This is a genomic window from Ruegeria sp. CH5 (assembly GCF_056537025.1).
Genome location: NZ_JBQFQT010000006.1, coordinates 100,582 through 119,557, shown reverse-complemented (window position 1 = coordinate 119,557; position 18,976 = coordinate 100,582). Strand labels below are relative to the sequence as shown.

General features: G+C 61.6%; 20 protein-coding genes and 1 tRNA gene. 6 read left to right on the top strand and 15 right to left on the bottom strand.

Annotated features, from left to right (window positions below; translation table 11 throughout):
• Positions 1-12: 12 nt before the first annotated feature.
• The 11 genes from ACR0JC_RS17545 to ACR0JC_RS17495 form a co-directional block, all read right to left on the bottom strand.
• Positions 13-981: a cupin domain-containing protein gene (locus tag ACR0JC_RS17545; protein ID WP_170343343.1), complete on the bottom strand. Its 969-nt coding sequence runs from the start codon at positions 979-981 to the stop codon at positions 13-15.
• A 179-nt stretch (positions 982-1,160) separates the two neighbouring features.
• A complete protein-coding gene (locus tag ACR0JC_RS17540; protein WP_170343344.1) occupies positions 1,161-2,150 on the bottom strand; it encodes a nuclear transport factor 2 family protein in 990 nt (329 codons plus the stop codon).
• Positions 2,147-3,190: a LacI family DNA-binding transcriptional regulator gene (locus tag ACR0JC_RS17535; protein ID WP_170343449.1), complete on the bottom strand. Its 1,044-nt coding sequence runs from the start codon at positions 3,188-3,190 to the stop codon at positions 2,147-2,149. Before ACR0JC_RS17535 ends, ACR0JC_RS17540 begins: the two co-directional genes overlap by 4 nt.
• Entirely contained in the window at positions 3,190-3,954 is a 765-nt protein-coding gene (locus ACR0JC_RS17530; RefSeq protein WP_170343345.1) for an SDR family NAD(P)-dependent oxidoreductase, read from the bottom strand. Before ACR0JC_RS17530 ends, ACR0JC_RS17535 begins: the two co-directional genes overlap by 1 nt.
• Entirely contained in the window at positions 3,954-5,006 is a 1,053-nt protein-coding gene (locus ACR0JC_RS17525) for an ester cyclase (RefSeq protein WP_170343346.1), read from the bottom strand. Before ACR0JC_RS17525 ends, ACR0JC_RS17530 begins: the two co-directional genes overlap by 1 nt.
• Positions 5,003-6,331, bottom strand: coding sequence for a histidinol dehydrogenase (hisD, locus tag ACR0JC_RS17520; protein WP_170343347.1), 1,329 nt, complete (start codon positions 6,329-6,331; stop codon positions 5,003-5,005). Before hisD ends, ACR0JC_RS17525 begins: the two co-directional genes overlap by 4 nt.
• Before the next feature lie 11 nt (positions 6,332-6,342).
• Positions 6,343-6,873 carry an ester cyclase gene (locus tag ACR0JC_RS17515; protein ID WP_170343348.1) on the bottom strand — a complete coding sequence of 177 codons (531 nt, stop codon included), beginning with the start codon at positions 6,871-6,873 and terminating at the stop codon, positions 6,343-6,345.
• Positions 6,874-7,003: 130 nt separating this feature from the next.
• Positions 7,004-8,158 (bottom strand): carbohydrate ABC transporter permease, encoded by a 1,155-nt coding sequence (locus ACR0JC_RS17510; protein WP_093965119.1) that lies wholly within the window; start codon positions 8,156-8,158, stop codon positions 7,004-7,006.
• 1 nt (position 8,159) lies between these two features.
• Positions 8,160-9,137 carry a carbohydrate ABC transporter permease gene (locus tag ACR0JC_RS17505; RefSeq protein WP_254430825.1) on the bottom strand — a complete coding sequence of 326 codons (978 nt, stop codon included), beginning with the start codon at positions 9,135-9,137 and terminating at the stop codon, positions 8,160-8,162.
• Positions 9,138-9,249: 112 nt separating this feature from the next.
• Positions 9,250-10,461, bottom strand: a complete 1,212-nt coding sequence (locus ACR0JC_RS17500) for an ABC transporter substrate-binding protein (protein WP_170342797.1) — start codon at positions 10,459-10,461, stop codon at positions 9,250-9,252.
• Between the two features lie 75 nt (positions 10,462-10,536).
• The gene (locus ACR0JC_RS17495) at positions 10,537-11,586 is read right to left on the bottom strand and encodes an ABC transporter ATP-binding protein (protein WP_170343350.1); all 1,050 of its coding nucleotides are present in this window, start codon (positions 11,584-11,586) and stop codon (positions 10,537-10,539) included.
• Between the two features lie 165 nt (positions 11,587-11,751).
• Between ACR0JC_RS17495 and ACR0JC_RS17490 the strand changes: the two genes are divergently transcribed.
• A complete protein-coding gene (locus tag ACR0JC_RS17490; protein WP_170343351.1) occupies positions 11,752-12,759 on the top strand; it encodes an ester cyclase in 1,008 nt (335 codons plus the stop codon).
• Positions 12,760-12,794: 35 nt separating this feature from the next.
• Here the strand turns inward: ACR0JC_RS17490 and ACR0JC_RS17485 are convergent.
• Together ACR0JC_RS17485 and ACR0JC_RS17480 are read right to left on the bottom strand one after the other, a co-directional pair.
• Positions 12,795-12,870: transfer RNA gene (locus tag ACR0JC_RS17485), tRNA-Ala, on the bottom strand.
• A 144-nt stretch (positions 12,871-13,014) separates the two neighbouring features.
• A complete protein-coding gene (locus ACR0JC_RS17480; protein WP_170342794.1) occupies positions 13,015-13,335 on the bottom strand; it encodes a TIGR02300 family protein in 321 nt (106 codons plus the stop codon).
• A 100-nt stretch (positions 13,336-13,435) separates the two neighbouring features.
• Between ACR0JC_RS17480 and ACR0JC_RS17475 the strand changes: the two genes are divergently transcribed.
• The 3 genes from ACR0JC_RS17475 (at position 13,436) to ACR0JC_RS17465 (ending at position 16,061) form a co-directional block, all read left to right on the top strand.
• On the top strand, positions 13,436-14,131 hold the full coding sequence (locus ACR0JC_RS17475; RefSeq protein ID WP_254430826.1) for a M48 family metallopeptidase: 696 nt from the start codon (positions 13,436-13,438) through the stop codon (positions 14,129-14,131).
• A gap of 30 nt (positions 14,132-14,161) precedes the next feature.
• Positions 14,162-14,809, top strand: a complete 648-nt coding sequence (locus ACR0JC_RS17470; RefSeq protein ID WP_093965127.1) for a GntR family transcriptional regulator — start codon at positions 14,162-14,164, stop codon at positions 14,807-14,809.
• Positions 14,810-14,921: 112 nt separating this feature from the next.
• Positions 14,922-16,061 carry a lytic murein transglycosylase gene (locus ACR0JC_RS17465; protein WP_170343450.1) on the top strand — a complete coding sequence of 380 codons (1,140 nt, stop codon included), beginning with the start codon at positions 14,922-14,924 and terminating at the stop codon, positions 16,059-16,061.
• A 4-nt stretch (positions 16,062-16,065) separates the two neighbouring features.
• Here the strand turns inward: ACR0JC_RS17465 and ACR0JC_RS17460 are convergent, their stop codons facing one another.
• Positions 16,066-17,028: an acetyl-CoA carboxylase carboxyltransferase subunit alpha gene (locus tag ACR0JC_RS17460; protein ID WP_170343353.1), complete on the bottom strand. Its 963-nt coding sequence runs from the start codon at positions 17,026-17,028 to the stop codon at positions 16,066-16,068.
• A gap of 120 nt (positions 17,029-17,148) precedes the next feature.
• Positions 17,149-17,745: a LysE family translocator gene (locus ACR0JC_RS17455; protein WP_170343354.1), complete on the bottom strand. Its 597-nt coding sequence runs from the start codon at positions 17,743-17,745 to the stop codon at positions 17,149-17,151.
• A 72-nt stretch (positions 17,746-17,817) separates the two neighbouring features.
• Between ACR0JC_RS17455 and ACR0JC_RS17450 the strand changes: the two genes are divergently transcribed.
• Together ACR0JC_RS17450 and ACR0JC_RS17445 are read left to right on the top strand one after the other, a co-directional pair.
• Complete coding sequence (locus ACR0JC_RS17450) at positions 17,818-18,270, top strand: Lrp/AsnC family transcriptional regulator (RefSeq protein WP_170343355.1); 453 nt, start codon at positions 17,818-17,820, stop codon at positions 18,268-18,270.
• Between the two features lie 119 nt (positions 18,271-18,389).
• Positions 18,390-18,965: a PA14 domain-containing protein gene (locus ACR0JC_RS17445; RefSeq protein WP_170343356.1), complete on the top strand. Its 576-nt coding sequence runs from the start codon at positions 18,390-18,392 to the stop codon at positions 18,963-18,965.
• The last annotated feature ends 11 nt before the right edge of the window (positions 18,966-18,976 follow it).

Sequence of the window (18,976 nt, the reverse complement as noted above, 5' to 3'; positions counted from 1 at the left end):
GTCCTTTCTTGATCAGTCGCCGGTCCAGGTTGCGCCAGCAGGATCGTCGGTCGTGGTGATGCGGTACAACCCGGCCGTTCCGGTCATGGATGGAGTGATGGTATAGGCTTCGCTGGGCAGCACCAGCACAGTATCCCCGCCCGAAATCGTGGTTTCGACATCCTCGACAGTGACCCGCCAATGGCCGCTTGCCGGCATCAGCACGACGGGCTTGACCGATTTGGTAGGGTCTTGAACACCTGAGCCACGGGTCAGGAAGTCGACCTTAAAGCCGGGCTTGTCCTTGATCAGACCGTTTTCACCGATCACCTTGGCGGGTTTGTCGGCCGCCAGCGCCATCAGATCCCAGTAGCGGGCCACGTATTTGCCTATCACGGCTTCGACCGGCACTTCGGGATAGGATTTCAGCTGCTCCTCGGTCAGCAAGGGCATAGGCCGAACGTTGTGCGGGAGGTCCTGGCCCTTCTTGCTGTCGTAGAGCACGCCGTTGTCACCCAGCATCAATCCGTGCGCCCTGGCGTCCTCAATGACCTGAGGTGCCCAGGTGACGCCGCCGCCGGCATCGTCACCGCCCAGAATGGACATGATCATCCCGTAGTCGTCGCCCACATTCTCGAACCCGCGGAAAATGCCGGTGGGAATGTTGAAGATGTCACCTTCCTCGGCAATGAACTCGCCCGCCGTGCCATAGCGACCCCAGAAAAATCGCCAGCGGCCCTTGGCGACAAAAAAGACCTCGGCCGTCGTATGGCTGTGCAGCGAGTTGCGGCATTTGGGCGGCTGGCCGGCGGCCCCGATATTGAAGCCGATCTTGTCGGTTATGTGCACATGCTGATCCGGCGATTCTGAAACACCGCCGCCGATGATGGTAAAGTTCTCTTTCTGATCGCTGCCCGGCGTGTGGGCATCAATGAAGGCCGTCTTGCACGGCTTGAGCTCGCCATAACGGACGATGCGTGATGCGATGGTTGATTGTGTCATGGTTCTGGTTCCGGATTTTGCGTTTGAGGGAATGGTCGGCGGGTGCTCGATCACGTTCCCGGAGGCCGCAAATTCAGGCGGCGCGCTCGAAGGCTTTGCCGGAATAGGTGAAAGCGCCGGCTTGCACCGGTCTCGCGCAGGCCACAGGCCAGAACACGATATTCGACCGGAGCGAGCATTCAGACCTCTGCGCCTTGCAGAAGGATCTGCTTCCAGACCGAGGTTTCATCAAACAGGGTGTATTCGCGGCGCAGCTTGGGCTGGCCGCTGATCAGTTCACCGAATTCGGCATGGCTGATCCCCAGAACATAGACCTGCGCTCCGGTGGGGGCTCCGAACACCCCCCATCCGTCATGCTTGCCCCACAGGCTCCAACGCAGAGCGGCACGGGGTGGCATATTGGGATCGTCGCGGCCGATCTCGTGTTCGACGCGGAACTCGGCATTGGGGAAGCTGGCTCGCAATCCCATCCAGAACCGGTCGACCGAGTCCCAACCGTGTCCGGTGACCCCGCCGACATATTCCGACTGAACCGCACGGTCATATTCAGCCCCGATCGCGCCCATGTCGGCGTTCATGATCCGGGTCAGAATATCGGCATAGCGCTGGCCCCATTCATTGTCGTTGCCTCGACCCTTGTAAGGGCCGGGTTGGTCGATCTCGGGCGTCAGTGGTTTCACGCAGTTTTCCGGCCCGCCCTCGCGAGCGATCAGGTCGGCCGCGTATTCCTTGGGGTCCCAGCCCATCTGGCGCACGATGGCCCCCTGATCGCGGATCAGCCATTCATCGTTGATCTGATTGTCGATCGCATGGCAATCGGCCAGAATCCGGTACCGCAGCTTGGTTCCGGTTGGTTTGCCATAGACACCTTCGGCAAGGTGCGTGGCGGTCGAGATGATGCGGTGGGAACTCAGCATCCCCTCTTCGGGCGTGCCCGACCAGATCACGTCTTCGCCCAGAAGCTGCCGGTCGGGAAACTCGGCCAGGGTCGCCATCGTCGCGCCGATGACGTTTTGATTGCCCAGCACGACCGAACCCGGTGAACGGACAACGATGTCATCGCTGTAATATTCATGCAGCGTGGCGATCCCGCGATCTTCCCAGATTTCCTTGGTGATGCCGATGATATAGTCGGGAAAATCCCGGAATTTGGGGTCAAATCCCTTCATGTGTTCGTCCTTTTCGGGTTCCATCCCTTGGGCAACCGGGCCGAGGTTCGTACGATCAGCGGTCCGTCAATTGCCACCTTGCGGGGTTCAGAAGTACTGGGCTCTTCGATGTGATCCAGCAGCGCGGCAACCGTTTCCGCGACCATGAGGTTCGCCCGCTGCCGGATCGTCGTCAGATTGTATGCGGGCCATCCGGCGGGGGGCACATCGTCGTACCCCACAACCGAGACGTCTTCGGGGATGCGCAGGCCCAGCTCAAAGCGCAGAACATCCATGACCGCCAAAGCCATATGATCGTTGGCGACGAAAACCGCGTCAGGTCGGCGCTCCGGTGCCACGTCGAACATGGTTCGGGCCGCCGCACGGGCATTTTCGGTGTGAAACTCGCCGATCCCATGTGCAAACAGATCGCTGCCGGCGTCGCGCAGTGCGGCAAGGAAACCAGCTTCGCGGTCGCGCTGGGTCGAGGCACCCTGCCAGCCCGCGATGTAGGCGATGCGTTGGTGACCGCCCGCCAGCAGAAACTCGGCCACCTTGCGGCCGCCGGCATAGTTGTCCGAGGTTACTGTGGTAATGCCCTCAAGATCCTGGCTGCGGTTGAACAGCACCACCGGAACGCCCGCCTGCTGGCAGCGGGTGGCGATATCCGACGACATCGGCACCGAGGCCAGAATGACCCCGTCCACCTGATAGTCGAGGATTTCCTCCATCACGTCGTCGATGTTCCCCGCCGAGCGCGAGGCCATGAAGATCAGCACGTGATAGCCATGCTCCTGCAGGCGGTTGGACAGTTTCTCCAACGCTTCGGGATAGAAGTAGTTGTCCAGGTAGCCGACCACCAGGCCGATGATCCGGCTTTTGCCCGACACCATCGCCCGCGCCAGCACGTTGGGACGATAGCCCAGTTCGGCCGCCGCCTTGCGCACCTTTTCCTCGGTCTTCTTGCTGACCGAGGCGCCGGGCGTGAACACCCGGCTGACCGCCGACTGGCTGACGCCGGCCAGTTGCGCGACCTGAAGCGATGTGACCTTGTCCGCCATCAGTCCGCCGTCCATCCGCCGTCGATCAGCATCGACGTGCCGGTGACCAGGCCCGAGGCGTCGGAGGCAAGATAGAGAACCGCGCCCATGATATCCTCGACCTCGCCCACGCGGTTCAGCTTGATCTTGTCCATGATCCAGGCGGCGCGTTCGGGGTTGTCGAAGGTCGATTGCGTCAGCGGGGTTCGGATGAAGGTCGGGCAGACCGTGTTGATGCGCACGCCCTGCTTGCCCCATTCGATCGCCATCGCCTTGACCATGCCTTCCAGCCCGTGCTTGGTCGCACAATACAGCGCCCTGTCGATGCCGCCGACATGGCCCATCTGGCTGGAAATGTGGATGATCGAACCGGGCCGCCCGGTTGCCATCAGCGCCTTGGCCGCATAGGCCGACAGGAAATAGGCCGAGCGGAGGTTGACGTTCATGACAGCGTTGAAATCCTCGGGCGTGGTTTCGACCGCCGGCCCGTGCCGCGCGGTCCCGGCCGAGTTCACCACCACGTCAAAGGCCCGCCCGTCGAACAGCGCCTGCAACGCGGTCAGGTCGCCCTGATCCAGCACCCGCCCCTCGGCCGACCAACCCTGCGCTTGCAGGGCGGAAACCGCTTCGTTCAGCCGCTCGGCCCCGCGCGCGGCGCAGACCACATGCGCCCCGGCCTCGGCCAAGGCAACAGCGCATCCCAATCCGATGCCCGAAGACGCGCCGGTGACCAATGCGGTCTTGCCGCTCAGCGAGAACGAAGGGGTGCGGGGCAGTTGGGTCATCAGCTCATTCCATCCGGGGTTTCAATGCGGCCCAGGTTACGGGCCTTGTTGAATTCCCGCAGGCGGGCAAAGACGTCAACGCCAAGCTGCGCATAGGCGTCCAGAAGATCGACCAGAACCCAGTTTTCGCGGATCCGCCCGTTCTCCAGCCGCCAGAAATCGAGGCTGCGCATGGTGATCCGCTTGCCCGAAGGCGCGATGCCCATCCACCCGTCATGGGTGACGGTCTGGATCATGTTGGGCCAGCCGGTCACTGCCGCATAGTCGCCATCGCCGAAGAAATGATAGGTGATGTCGTCGACATATTGCCCGCGATCCGGCATCCCGTTCAGGAACGGGATCTGGTGCCAGTTGCGGAACCCGGCATAGCCGCGCCCGGTGCCGATGCCCGATGGCCCGTACCAGTTCATGCGCGGATGCCAGAACCGCTCCATCTCCATCACCTCGGGCCCGCCCTGCGAAGGGTGCTTTTTCAGATGTTCCAGCATGTCGACGATGTGCTGGCAGGTGGCGCGGCCCTTGTCGGCGTCATAGGGCCCCGGCACCAGACCGTCCTGCGTGGCCGGGCCCGGCACATGCCATTCGCGGCCCAGGCTGGGCGCCATCGGCCAGGCACGGGCCTGCATCATCACCTCGGGGATGTCCCACAGGGCCTGCATCTCGACGATCCGGCCGTTTTCAAACCGGTAGAACTCGTGAAACCGCATGGTGACCTGATGACCGGTCGGCGGGATATCCAGCCACGGACCGGTGAAGGTGCCGGTGTAGTAGCCGCCGCAGCCGACCCAGTCGGCGCCGAACTCGTCCGGTCCGGCCATTACGATATAGTCGCGCCGTTCTAGGTCCGGCCAGGCATCCAGCAGGCCCTTGTAGGCCAGATCGTAGAACGCCTCGCTGCCGGTGCTGTCACCGAAGGGATGGCACAGGCGGAACAGGGCGTCGGGCGCGGTCACCTGGGCCAGTGCGTCCCGCACGGCGGATTCGTCGAAATCATACATCGCCGCCCGAAGCGGCGCGATCAGCGCTTTGTGCTGCGTATGCCTGTCACTCATTCGGCGGCATCCCGGTATGGGGCCGGTGCGCCATAGGGCACGTTGATACCGCCATAGCGGCGCACCCGCACGTTGCATTGTTCGGCATGGCCCACGAATCCTTCAAGCAGACACAGGCGCGAGCCGTACTCGCCGATCAGGGTTGCCGCCTCGTCGGTCAGGATCTTCTGATAGCTGTGGGTCTTCAGGAATTTGCCGACCCACAAACCGCCGGTATAACGCCCGGCCTTCTTGGTGGGCAGCGTGTGGTTGGTGCCGATCACCTTGTCACCGTTCGATACGTTGGTGCGCGGCCCCAAGAACAGTGCGCCATAGCAGGTCATGTTGTCCAGGAACCAGTCATCGCGATCGGTCATGACCTGAACATGCTCCGAGGCGATCTCGTCGGCGACCTGCAGCATCTCGTCATAGCTGTCGCACAGGATCACCTCGCCATAATCCTGCCAGCTGATCCGCGCGGTGTCGGCCGTCGGCAGGATGCCCAGAAGGCGGTCGATCTCGGACAGGGTCTCTTCGGCCAGCTTGCGCGAATTGGTGACCAGAACCGCGGGCGAGTTGTAGCCGTGTTCGGCCTGCCCCAGCAGGTCGGTGGCGCAGATCTCGGCGTCGACGGTTTCGTCGGCGATCACCATGGTCTCGGTCGGGCCGGCGAACAGGTCGATGCCGACGCGGCCGAACAGCTGGCGCTTGGCCTCGGCCACGAAGGCATTGCCGGGGCCGACCAGCATGTGCACCGGGTCGATCGTTTCGGTCCCCAGAGCCATGGCGCCGATGGCTTGGATGCCACCCATGACATAGATCTCATGCGCGCCGCCCAGATGCATGGCGGCGATCACCGCCGGATTCGGCTTGCCCTGGAACGGAGGGGTGCAGGCGATGATGCGCGGCACACCCGCAACGCTGGCCGTGGCCACGGACATGTGGGCCGAGGCCACCATCGGGAACTTGCCGCCGGGCACATAGCAGCCCACCGACTGCACGGGGATGTTCTTGTGGCCAAGAATCACACCCGGCAGGGTCTCGACCTCGATATCGGTCATCGAGGCGCGCTGCGCGCGGGCAAAGTTCATCACCTGCTCCTGCGCGAACTTGATGTCGGCCAGTTCGCGGTCTGATAGCTGAGCGATCAGGTCGTCGATCTCCTGTTGCGACAGGCGGAACGAGGCGGGCGAATAGTTGTCGAACTTCTCGCTCAGCTCGCGCACCGCGGCGTCGCCACGGGTTTCGATATCCTTCAGGGTCGCCTCGACCACGGCGCGGGTCTTGGCGTCATCCTCGGCCCGGTCTGCGTCGGACTTGCCGCGTTTGAGATACTCGATTGCCATTGTCTTGATCCTCAGTTGTCGGGGCGGGGCGGAGTTTTCTCTCCCCGGTCATATGCTTCCCAGCCGTGGCCCTGGAACAGGTCGACGCCCAGCTGCGCGGCGACATGGGCGAAATCAACGTTCACCCAGTTGTCGACGATCTTGCCGTCGACCACTTTCCAGAAATCCATGTAGCGGATCTCGACCCGCTTGCCGGTGGGCGGGATGCCCAGGAATTCGCCCGAATGGGTCGCCTCCTGCCGGCCGAAGGCCGCGGCCCATTCACCCATGTAAAGCCGCGCCTCGTCGATGCAGACCTTGTCGGAAAACGCGGCCTGGAAGGGGCGCTGCCAGTTGTCCTGAAACTCTTGCAGACCGTTCTTCGTGCCGCAGCCCTGGTTGCCCATCCAGCGGAATCCTTCGGCGAAGAACTCGCCGATGTCGTTGATGCGGTGGTCATTCAGGCCGTCGACCATGGATTCGATCACGCGGCGCGTGTCTTCGGTCTTGGTCAGGTCAGTGTCGCGGGTCAGAACCGCTTGTTCAGGTCGGGAACCTTTCATCGTCTTGTCCTTGTCAGGTTGTCAGGGATTGGGGATCGGGGGGACATGCCCCCAAATCCGGGAAAATCCCTGGGCAACCTGTTCAGCGCCGGATGGCGCGTCAGGGCGTTATGGCGGAACCGGCGGCTCATCAGCCTTTGACCGCGCCGGCGGTCAGGCCGCTGACGATCTGGCGCTGGAAGATCATGACCAGGAAGAACAGCGGCGCGGTGATCGACACGGCGGCGGCCACGGCGACGACCTGGTCGGTGGTGGTGGTTTCGCGGTTGAACATGCCGGCGATGGCCGGAACCATGGTCTGGTTCTGCGCGTCCAGCAGCAGCGAGGTCACCAGAAAGTCGTTGTAGGCCAGCAGGAAGCTGAACAGACCGGTGGTGATGACGCCCGGCCACATCACGGGCATGATCACCCGACGGAAGGCCTGGAAGTGGTTGCAGCCATCCACGCGCGCGGCTTCGTCCAGCTCGGCCGGGATGTTTTGGAAGAACGACCGCAGCATCCAGATGGTAAAGGGCTGGTTGATCGCCACCAGAACCGCGATCACGGCAAAGGGCTTGCCGTACAGCGTGGGCGCGTTTTCCCCCAGGATCGGGCGCAGCCATTCGGCCGAGTTGATGAAGACCGGCAGGTAGCCCGCCACCAGAACCGAGTGTGGCAGCGCGCGAAACACCAACGCGACAATCAGGATCCAGAACGCCAGGGTCGAGCCCGACCGCGCCAGCCCATAACCCGCCAGCGTGCCCACGGTCAGCGACACGGTCACGACGCCTGCGGTAACGATCAGCGAGTTCTTGAAGTTGTTGGAAAAGCCGCGGTCGATCCAGACGGTCTTGTAGTGTTCGGTCGTCAGACCAACCACGTCCCGCCCCAGCGGGCCGAACAGCGGGTTCAGCACGTTCAGAACGGCCGGCAGGATCACGAAAAACACCAACAGAAAACCCAGCACCAAAGCCAAACCACCGATGATCCAGCCGAACCAGGCCTGACCCGGCTTGGTGTAGGTTCTGACCATCGAGGGCAGTGTCTTGGTCGTCGCAATCACCGCGACCCAGATGGTGACGATGCCGAGGATGATGTCGAGGATGGAAAGGCCTTCCCCGGTCGCAAGAGTCGCTGGACCGAAGATCACGTTCAGCGCGTTGCTGTCGAATGCGTCAACGGGTGATTTGAAGCTCATCACCGCGATCCAGAAGATCGGGAAGGCCGCCACGAGGCACCAGAACGCCAGAAACAGGTTCGACGACAGGCGCAGGCCGAGCGGTTGGCGAAGGGCGCGCGAGGACATATCAGTGACCTCCTTTGTGGTCGCGCCATGTCCGGCGCAGCGGTGCGATGAGAAGGATGACGATGCCGACCATGGTCAGCATGGCGCTGGCCGAAGCCCGACTGATCGAACGGTTGCCCGCCTGATCCGGCACGAGGAAGTCATAGGTCAGCCATTGCAGCGAGATGACGTAGCCCTGGCTTGAGAAGCCGACGATTTCTTCGAACACCCGGTAGGAGTCCATCAGATGGATCATCGACACGAAGATAATCAGCGGCATCAGATGCGGGATGACGATGTATTTCAGGCGCTGCCAGCGGCTCGCGCCGTCGATCACCGCGCTTTCAAGGCTGTCCTGGTTCACGGTCTGAAGACCGGCGTAAAACACGATCGCGGCAAAGGGTGCGACGTGCCAGACGCGGTACAGCATCATCAGCAACTCGATCGTCCAGGCCTGCGCGAACAGCGCGATGTCGCGGTTCAGCCACCATTCCAGCAGGGCCGTGAGGATACCGTCGCCGCGAAACAGCCAGTTGATCGAAAGGGCCCCGATGACCGGCGTGATGATGAAGGGCAGGAGCGACACAAAGATCACCGGACCACGTATTGCCGATGCAGCATTGTTGATCACGATGGCGATCAGCAGCCCGGTACCGATCACCAAGGGCAGAGTGATCAAGGTAAAGGTCAACGTAAAGCGCAGCGCCTTCCAGAAATTGATCGTGGACAGCACGCTCCAGCTGCCTTGGCTGATCGCGCGCCAGGCGCGTTCAGGCTCCAGCACGTTGCGATAGCTTTCTAGCCCGACAAACTGGGTCTGCGTGATGATCTCGCCCTCTTCGTTCAGCCTCGGAATGGACTTTTCCTCGGTCACGCAGGTCTGGGTCAGGAAGCCCGGCGTGCAGGTCTCGACCTCGACCGTCTCATAGATGGGCTGGGTGACGTAGAAACTCTGCTTGAACACGCTGACCAGCGGGAAAGCGATAAAGAGAAGCATCATAAAGACAGAGGGGCCGACAAAGGCGGCAAATGTCCGGAAATTCATGGCTCTGCCTTTCTCATGGTTCTCGTTTGATTGGGTGCGGGAGGGTCAAGGCCCTCCCGCGGCAGGATCAGTTGTTGACCAGTCCGGCCTCTTTCGCGGCAGTCAGATAGTCCGCCTCGATGTCTGCCAGCGTGGTCTGTGCGTCCTTGGCGCCAGTCAGGTAATCGGCCAGGCCATTGCCAAGCGCGGTGTGCATGATCCCCATCGGGCCAGATGCGGGATAGGCTTTGGCGCCGGCTTCTGCCGAAGCGGCTGCACCTGCGGCCAGATCACCGGGCTTGTAGGCAGGGTTCAGCCAGACGGCGGCGTTGTTGTTGGCCTCGACCATTTCTGCGTCCATGCCTTCCAGCGCCACGCGGAATGCGGCATCGGCTTCCTCGTCGCTCATGTTCGAGGCAAGAACGATGCCGTCCCACCAGATCGTGGTTGCCGGAGCGGCCGAGCCCATCGGAGCGGCCGCCATGACGACCTTGCCGACGACCTGGCTTTCGGCCTCATCGTTCATTGCGGCCGCGCGGCTGGCCCACAGGTTGGCCATGGCGATCTTGCCCTGTTGGAACTGCTGCTGAACGTATGTCGAATCCGACACCAGATACTCGGGGTCCATGTATTCGGTCATGGCCTTGAGCGTCTCCAGAGCCTTCACGCCCTGATCGTTGTTGATCGCAGGCATGTTGCCGTCAGCAAAGAACTCACCGCCTTCGCCCAGGTACATGTTCACGAATTCCTGACCCAGGTTCCAGCCGGTCTTGAAGGTGCCGCCGATGGGGTAATCCATGACGCCGGCCTCTTTGATCTTGGCTGCAGCGGCCAGAACATCGTCATAAGTCTTGGGCTCTTCGATCCCCAGGTCGGCCAGAACGTCGCTGCGGTACATCAGGTGCTGGGCGTTCACCATCATGGCGATCGCCATGGTTTGGCCGTCCACCTTGATCAGCTGGTTCGGCAGCAGGTCCTGGCCATATTTCGCGACCAGATCATCCAGCGGACGAATGGTGCCTGCGTTCAGCAACGGCACCAGCGTTGCGTTCGACACGCCGCCGATCTGGTACAGAGCCGGATCCGCCGCGAAGGCTTCGGGCTGCTTCTCGCGGAACTCCTGGTCCAGCGATGCGCCGAAATTGCCGCACTCGGCCATCGCGTCGGTGACGGCCTTCCAGGCTTCGAACCCGGCGGACAGTGATTTGAGCGGAACGGTGTTCTCGAACGAACACGCCGCCCATGCAGTGCTGGTCACCATGGTCATGGCGCCTGCCATCAGAATTGTCTTGAGTTTCATGCGTTTCTCCCTGTCAGGATCGGTCCGTCGTCGACGTCCGGACCGTTGGTTGGCCCTTCCGGGCTTTGGTTGGGGTCAGCCCCCGATCCGCGCACCGCTCTCTGCTTCGAACAGGTGACAGATTTCTTTCGGCACCGAGAACGAGACCATCTCGCCTATTTCGGCGCGGAATGCTTTGTCGGCTTTGACCGAGACCAGTGCACCGCCGACCCGGACCGATATCATGGTCGCGTCGCCCAGCAGCTCGAGCGTGTAGATCGGTGCAGTGATCTGGCCCTGACCTTCGGCCAGTGTCGCATCCTCGGCGCGGAACCCCAAGGTCAGCGGGCCATCAGCAACATCCAGTCCCGGGATTTCGACACCCTTGGTCCGGAATACGCCGCCCTCAACCTGACCATCCATCAGGTTCATGGCGGGCGAGCCGATGAAGCTGGCGACGAAAGTGTTGGCCGGGCGGTCGTAGATCTCGGTCGGGCTGCCGACCTGTTGCACGATGCCCTTTTTCATCACCACGACACGGTCGGCAAGCGTCATGGCCTCGATCTGGTCATGGGTGACATAGATCGTGGTGACGGCCAGTTCGTGGCTGAGATTCTTGATCTGCGCGCGGGTGGATACACGCAGCTTGGCGTCGAGGTTGGACAGCGGCTCGTCCATCAGGAACACGTTCGGTTCGCGCACGATCGCGCGGGCCAGAGCGACACGCTGACGCTGACCGCCCGACAGTTCAGCCGGCTTGCGATGGAGAAAATCGTCCAGCTCGACCATGGCGCTGGCGCGGCGCACCTTCTCGTCATGGGTCGCGGGATCGATCCCGCGGACCTTCAGCGGGAAGCGGATGTTTTCATAGACGTTCATGTTGGGGTAGAGGGCATAGCTCTGGAACACCATCGCCACGTCGCGGTCCTTGGGTTCAAGATCGTTGACCACCTTGCCGTCGATCAGGATGTCGCCCTCGGTCACGTCCTCAAGCCCCGCGATCATGCGCATTGTCGTGGTCTTGCCGCAGCCGGACGGGCCAAGCAGAACCAGAAACTCGCGATCGGCAATCGTCAGATCGAAGTTGTGAACCCCAACAAACGATCCCCATCGCTTGCCGACATTGCGCAGTTGAATTTCCGCCATGAAGCCCCCCGGGAAGGAATCGTTTTGCATACGTTTGCAAAAGGGTATTCTTGGCTTACCAATTCTGGCAAGACATTTTTGCATACGTATGCAAATATGCCGGAAATCAGTGATTCACCCCCAGGCAATAACAGGCGCAAGATGCTGCAAAACAATGAAAAACAGATGAGCTTTCAAAAAGAGAAAGATCTGGTGAAGGCGTTCTATGAGGACCTGCAGTTGGCCACCAACGACAAACTGTCAGATGTCATGGGGCGATTCTGTGCGCCGAATCTGCTGTGGCGCGGCTTTCATCCGTTCGGTCAGATTTCGGGGGTCCACGACGTAGCGGAAAACTTCTGGGGCCCGCTGCGAACCAGCCTCAAACGCATGCAGCGGCGTCAGGACATATTCTTCGCGGGGTGCAACTCGCTGACCGACGAGCGCGAGGTCTGGGTGGTTTCCATGGGCCATCTGATGGGTCTGTTCGACCACTCCTGGTTGGGCATTCGACCGACAGGCAAAATGGCATTCCTGCGCTATTGCGAGTTCAACAAGGTGCAAGACGGCAAGATCGTTGAGACCGCGATGTATTTCGATATCCCGCATCTGATGGTGCAGGCTGGTCAGAACCCGTTTCCGCCCCAAACCGCAGCCCATCTTGTACAGCCCGGGCCCCAGACACACGACGGTATCCTTGGCACGGATCAACCCGCCGAAGAAGGGGAGCAGACTCTGGCGCTGATCAACGCCATGATTTCTGACCTGGGCCAGTGGAAAAGTGGCCTGACCCTGAGCGAAGAGCTGAGCCGCACCTGGCATGACGACATGATCTGGTGGGGGCCCGAGGGAATTGGCGCCACCTACACTATTGAACGGTATGGCAAGCAACACGCCGGTCCCTTCCGCGCGGCATTCGCCGAGCGGTCAAAGACCAAACATGTCTGCCGGCTGGCCGAAGGTCACTACGGCGGGTTTTTCGGCTGGCCGAACTTCACGGCTGTTCCGACCGGAGGGTTCATGGGTATGCCGGCGACCCAAACGCCCGGTGAGTTTCGGGTGATCGACATCTATCGCCGCGCAGGCGACAAGCTGGCCGAGAACTGGATCTTCATCGACCTTCTGCACTTCTGGAAACAGCAGGGCGTGGACATACTGGAAAGAACCACGGGCATCGGATCGGCGCAGGTGTAGCCCGAGTGGCGGACTGGATGCAATGGGAGGGGATTTGGTGGAGCCTAGGGGAGTCGAACCCCTGACCTCTTGCATGCCATGCAAGCGCTCTCCCAACTGAGCTAAGGCCCCTTTCCGGTACCGCCTGTGCGGTGGACGGACGTTTATGAAACGACGTGCGCGAGTGCAAGACCAAAAAATCGGATTCGGCGAAAAAAGATGCGCGGCGCACGGGGTGCGTCGGGGCGCGGGGCAGCCTGCGCCGCCCCGGCCGGATCACGAGTCTTCGTCTTCCGACGCGACGTCGGTGATGTCGTCCAACGAGACGTTGTCTTCGTCGTCGTCCTCAAGCAGATCATCGTCCAGATCGACATCGACTGCGTCATCATCGTCCAGCAGTTCGTCATCGGACGAGGCTTCGCGCGCCTTGACCGACGCTGCATCTTCGGCGTCGGCTGCGATCATCCGGCTCTTGCCGGTTTCCAATTCCACGATCTCGCCGGTGTAGGGGCTGATGATCGGGTCCTTGTTCAGGTCATAAAACCGCTTGCCAGTGGTCGGACAAACGCGCTTTACGCCCCATTCTTCCTTGGGCATGTCAATTCCCCTTGATATCAGGTGAGTCGTATCAACGATTCAGGTCACCTGCCACATGCGGCGGGTACTGTCAAAGCCTTTGCGCCAAGGAGATCGCACCATGGGGCGACATTCATTGCCCGGACAGCCTCCCGTTGCGCTGACCTTGCGCAAATCGGCGCGGGCACGCCGCATAAGCCTGCGGATTTCCCAGTTGGATGGCCGGGTTACGTTGACTTATCCGCAGGGTGTGTCCGAATCCGAGGCGATCGGCTTTGCGCGCTCAAAGGAGGACTGGATCCGCCAGCATCTTGGCGCGCGGCCCGTTCCGGCGTCGGTCGGCTTCGGGGAAACCCTGCCGGTCGAAGGTGTGCCAAGGCGAATCGTACCGGCGGAGGGGCGCCGGGTCAGTTTACACGCCGATCAGGTTGCGGTGCCCGAAGGGGCCGAGGCGCGGCGCCTCGCCCGCTTTTTGAAAGAGTTGGCGCGTGATCGCTTGATCGAAGCCTGCGACGACTATGCAGCCATGCTGGGGCGGGAGTACTCCAGCCTGACGTTGCGCGATACACGGTCGCGGTGGGGGTCGTGCAGCGCAGCGGGAGGGTTGATGTTTTCGTGGCGGCTGATCCTGGCGCCCCCTGAAATCCTGCATTATGTCGCGGCTCATGAGGTCGCGCATCTGGCCGAGATGAACCATTCGGCGGCGTTCTGGGCGCAGGTCGAGCGCCTGTTCGGCCCGTACAAAGCGGCCCGGCACTGGCTGCGTGACAATGGGGCCGAACTGCACCGTTACAGGTTCGATGCGCCCGCCGGTTGACCTCACGGGGATTTGTGATCACATGAGGGCATGTTGACCACCCGCAGCTCCGACTCTCAGATCGCGACCCATGATCAGGTATACCGCGCCCTGCGGTCTCGAATCATGCATGGAGAAATCCCGCCCGGTCAGGCGCTGACGCTGCGCGGAATAGGCAAGGAGTTCGGTGTGTCCATGACGCCGGCGCGCGAAGCCGTGCGCCGTCTGGCCGCCGAAGGGGCGCTCTTTCTGTCCAACTCGGGTCGGGTCTCCACGCCCGAACTCAGCAACGACCGGATCGAAGAATTGGCCGCGCTGCGGGCCCTGCTGGAGGTCGAGCTGGCCAGCCGTGCGCTGCCTCGGGCGCATATGGCTCTGATCGACCGGTTGCAGAGCATCAACATGACCGTGGCCGAAATGGTGACCAAGCGTGATGCGGTCGGCTACATCCGAACGAACCTTGAGTTTCACCGCACGCTTTATCTGCGTGCGCAGGCTCCGGCCATGCTAGCGATGGCCGAAACCGTCTGGCTGCAGCTTGGTCCGACCATGCGCGCTCTTTATGGCCGCCTGCGACGGACCGAACCGCCGCATTACCACAAACTGATCATCGCCGCTCTGAAGGCGGGGGACGAGCCGGGTTTGCGGTTGGCGGTGCGATCGGATGTGACCCAGGGTCTGCGCCTGCTGGTCAGCTGAGCGGGCCTTTGCCCAAAGTGAAAAATCCAAACGGGTGGCGGTTGCGAAGCTGGCCTCAAGGCATTTGCTGCGCTACGCTGCTGCCAACAACAAACAAGAGCAGATTTCAGCCATGATCAATCGACGGACATTCTCACTGGGTCTCGGTGCAGGTTTCCTGAGCGCCTGCGCGGGCGGGCCCGCGCCAACCGGAACAACCGTGTCGCGAATGCGGGCAGTGCCCAATGCCGGCTGGGATTCTTGGGTTGCAAGTTTCAAGGCGCGCGCGGCGGGGCAGGGTATTTCGCAAGCGACTATCGACCGGGCGTTTCAGGGTGCCGGTTACCTACCAGATGTGATCGAACGCGACCGCAACCAGGTCGAGTTCAAGCGCTCGCTCGAAGACTATCTGGCCATCGCCGCGTCCGACGAGCGGATCAGTACCGGCAAGCAGATGCTGCAACGCCACAATGCCACCCTCACGCAGATCGAGTCGCGCTATGGCGTGGAGAAAGAGGTCGTGGTGGCGGTCTGGGGGCTGGAAAGCCGCTATGGGCAGCGGCGGGGCGATGTGCCCGTGATTTCGGCCCTTTCCACGCTGGCCTATGACGGGCGTCGCGGGGCGTTCTTCGAAAGCCAGCTGATTGCGGCGTTGAAGATCCTTCAGAACGGTGACACGTCGCCGGCGAACATGACCGGCAGCTGGGCCGGTGCCATGGGGCATACGCAATTCATCCCGACCTCGTATCTGGCCTACGCCGTGGATTTCACCGGAGACGGCCGACGCGACATCTGGTCCGACGATCCGACGGACTCGCTGGCTTCGACGGCTGCCTACCTGTCGCGGGCGGGTTGGGTGCGGGGCCAGCCTTGGGGGGGTGAGGTCGGATCTGCGGCGGCAAATTCGGGCACACCGGTTGCAATCCTGCAGCCGCAGAAACCCGGGCCGCGCATAGCGGTGTTCCGCAATTTCCAGGTGATCAAACGCTACAACAACTCGGACAGCTACGCGATCGGGGTCGGGCACCTGTCGGATCGGATCGCCGGTGGCGCACCCTTTCTGGCGTCTTTCGGGCCCGACGAAACCGGCCTGACGCTGGAAGATCGCAAAGAGTTGCAGCGTCGTCTGACTGCTGCCGGGTATGACACGCAAGGCGCTGATGGGGTGATTGGCAAGAATACCACCGCGGCCATAACCGCGTATCAGCAAGCCAAGGGCATGCCCGTTACGGGCGTGCCCTCGGTCAGTTTGTTGCGCTCATTGGGGGGCTGACGGATCAGGCCGCCAGTCCTTTGGACCCCAGGTCCAGGAATTTCTGACGCCGGTCCTTGATCAGCGCGGCGGCATCCTTGCCGTTCAGATCCTTCAGCATCTTGGCGATCGCCTTGCCCACGGATTCGATCGTAGCCGGGCGGTCGCGATGTGCGCCACCTTTGGGTTCGGGGATGATCAGGTCGCAGACGCCCAGCTTGTGCAGGTCCTGCGCGGTCAGGCGCAGCGCCTCGGCGGCCTCGCGCATTTTTTCGGCATCTTTCCACAGGATCGATGCGCAACCCTCGGGCGAAATCACCGAATAGATCGAGTGCTCCAGCATCGCCACCCGGTTGGCCGTGGCAAAGGCCACCGCGCCGCCCGAGCCGCCTTCGCCGATGATGACAGACACCAGCGGCACACCGATTTTCAGACACATCTCGGTTGAACGGGCGATCGCTTCGGATTGCCCGCGTTCTTCCGCGCCCTTGCCCGGATACGCGCCGGCAGTATCCACCAAGGTGATCACCGGCAGACCAAACCGACCAGCCATTTCCATAAGGCGCACGGCTTTGCGATAGCCTTCGGGGCGGGCCATGCCGAAGTTGCGCTCGATCCGCGATTTGGTGTCCGAGCCTTTTTCATGGCCGATCACCATCACCGGCTGGTCGTTGAACCGTGCCAGGCCGCCGATGACCGCCAGATCGTCGGCAAAATTGCGGTCGCCAGCCAGCGGGGTGAATTCGGTGAACAGGGCCTCGACATAATCCTTGCAGTGCGGACGTTGGGGATGGCGGGCCACCTGGCATTTCCGCCAGGGCGTCAGGTCCTTGTACAACTCGTCCAGCAGCTTGGCCGCCTTGGCGTCCAGCGCGGCGGCTTCGTCCGCTACGTCCATCTCTTCGTTGGCGCGGGCCAGGGCGCGCAGCTCTTCAGCTTTGCCTTCAATCTCGGCCAGCGGTTTTTCGAAATCCAGATACTGGGTCATGACGCCTCTCAACGCGAAAGTTCTCCGCTATATGACCCGAGGTCGCCCCGGATGCAACTCGGCACCGCATGTCGGGGTGCGTTTCCCGCGTGGGACGAAAAGGTACGCGGGCCGGCGACTTCAGCCCGGCCACAGCACCGGGTACAACGAAATCAGCAGAAGAACCGCCATCGACCAGTTGAACACGGTCAGACGTCGCCGGTTTGTCAGCACGCGCGCCATCTGCTCGCCCAGAACCGTCCAGGTGCTGACAGATGGCAGATTCACGCAGCCGAATACAAGGGCAACCAGCGCAATGGCTTGCAGGGTCTGGCCCGGGGCATAGGCCGTCGTTGCCGTCAGCGCCATGGCCCAGGCTTTGGGGTTCACCCACTGAAACGCTGCCGCCTGCAGAAACGTCATGGGCCGTCCGACGTGCCTCGGGCCCTTGGAGGGAGCCGCATTGGCAATTCGCCACGCGAGGAATAGCAGATAGGCCACCGACGCGATTTTGAGGATCACGTGGCTGACGGGATAGGCCTCGAACACCTGCACCAATCCTGCGCCGACCAACAAAACCATCAGCATAAAGCCCAAGCCGATACCCAGCATATGGGGGATCGTCCGCCGGAACCCGAAATTTGCCCCTGAGGCCATGAGCATCAGATTGTTCGGCCCCGGCGTGATGGACGAGACAAAGGCAAAGGCGACCAGCGCTAGTAGAATATCGTAAGTCATGGCGCAAAGATCGCCCATGTATGGTCAAATGAAATTGCGATTTCGCGCTCGATTACATAAAGCTTGCAACAAATGGCGAATATTGACCTCAAGAATCAGCAAATATTGCAAGAGGTGGCCCGGAATGGCCGGATCAGCAACCTTGAACTGGCGGACCGCGTAGGGCTTTCGCCGTCAGCCTGTCTGCGCCGGGTTCAAGAGCTTGAGCGGTCGGGCGTCATCAGCGGGTATCGCGCCGTTTTGAACCCTGCGGCGATGGGCGTCGGTTTCGTCGCCTATATCGGCGTTGGACTGGGTGAGCATACAAAGGCCGCCCAGGAAGGTTTTGAAAAAGCGGTGCAATTGGCGCCCGAAGTGGTCGAATGCCACAACATCACCGGTACGATCGAATACTTGCTGCGGGTGGAATGCGCCGACCTCTCGGCCTACAAGACCTTCCATACCGACGTATTGGGCACGTTGCCCCATGTCACCTCGATCACGTCCTACGTGGTCATGGGATCCCCGAAAGACCTGAGGGCCTGAGCTTGAACCCACTGCCGCAAGGACCTTGCAGGCATATGTATCCCGGAATATCGTCAGCCTGAAAGCGCCAGAAACTCGGCATCAGATCGAACAGGGCGCGATGTCAGGGAGACACGATCATGAGTTTTGTTCGGACAGGCGCATTGGCGGCCGTTGTGGCGATTGTCGCCGGTGCCGCATTCGCCGCGCCTTTGAAATTGCAGCCCGCCAACCCGCAGCCCAATCCCAAGGCGGGGTTGAACGTGAAATATGTGGGGCAGGGTACTCAGCGAAAGATCCGCGATCTGAGCCAGGCCAAAAGCGTGTTGTCCAAGGCCAAGCCGGGCAAGCCACTGCGCGGGCTGGACTACGCCGACACCAACAAGGGTGAGCCGGTTTTGACATTCACGGACCCCTACAATGTTGCCGCTGAAATCACCGGGTACATGCGCTTTGATTCTCCGGGCATTTACGAGCTTGAAACCTGGTCCAATGACGGGATCGAGGCCTATGTCGGTGGCCAGCAGATCGGTCGAGTCACTGGGATCCAGGGGTGTGAAGCCAACCAGCGCACGGAAGTCGAAGTTCCAAAGGCGGGCTGGTACCCTCTGAAGATCATCTATTTCCAGAAGCTGGGAACGTCCTGCCTGATGATGAAATCCGGCAAGCAGGGTGAGAAGTTTACCTGGACCCCAAACAACGTGTTCGGCCGCTGAGGCCAACCGAA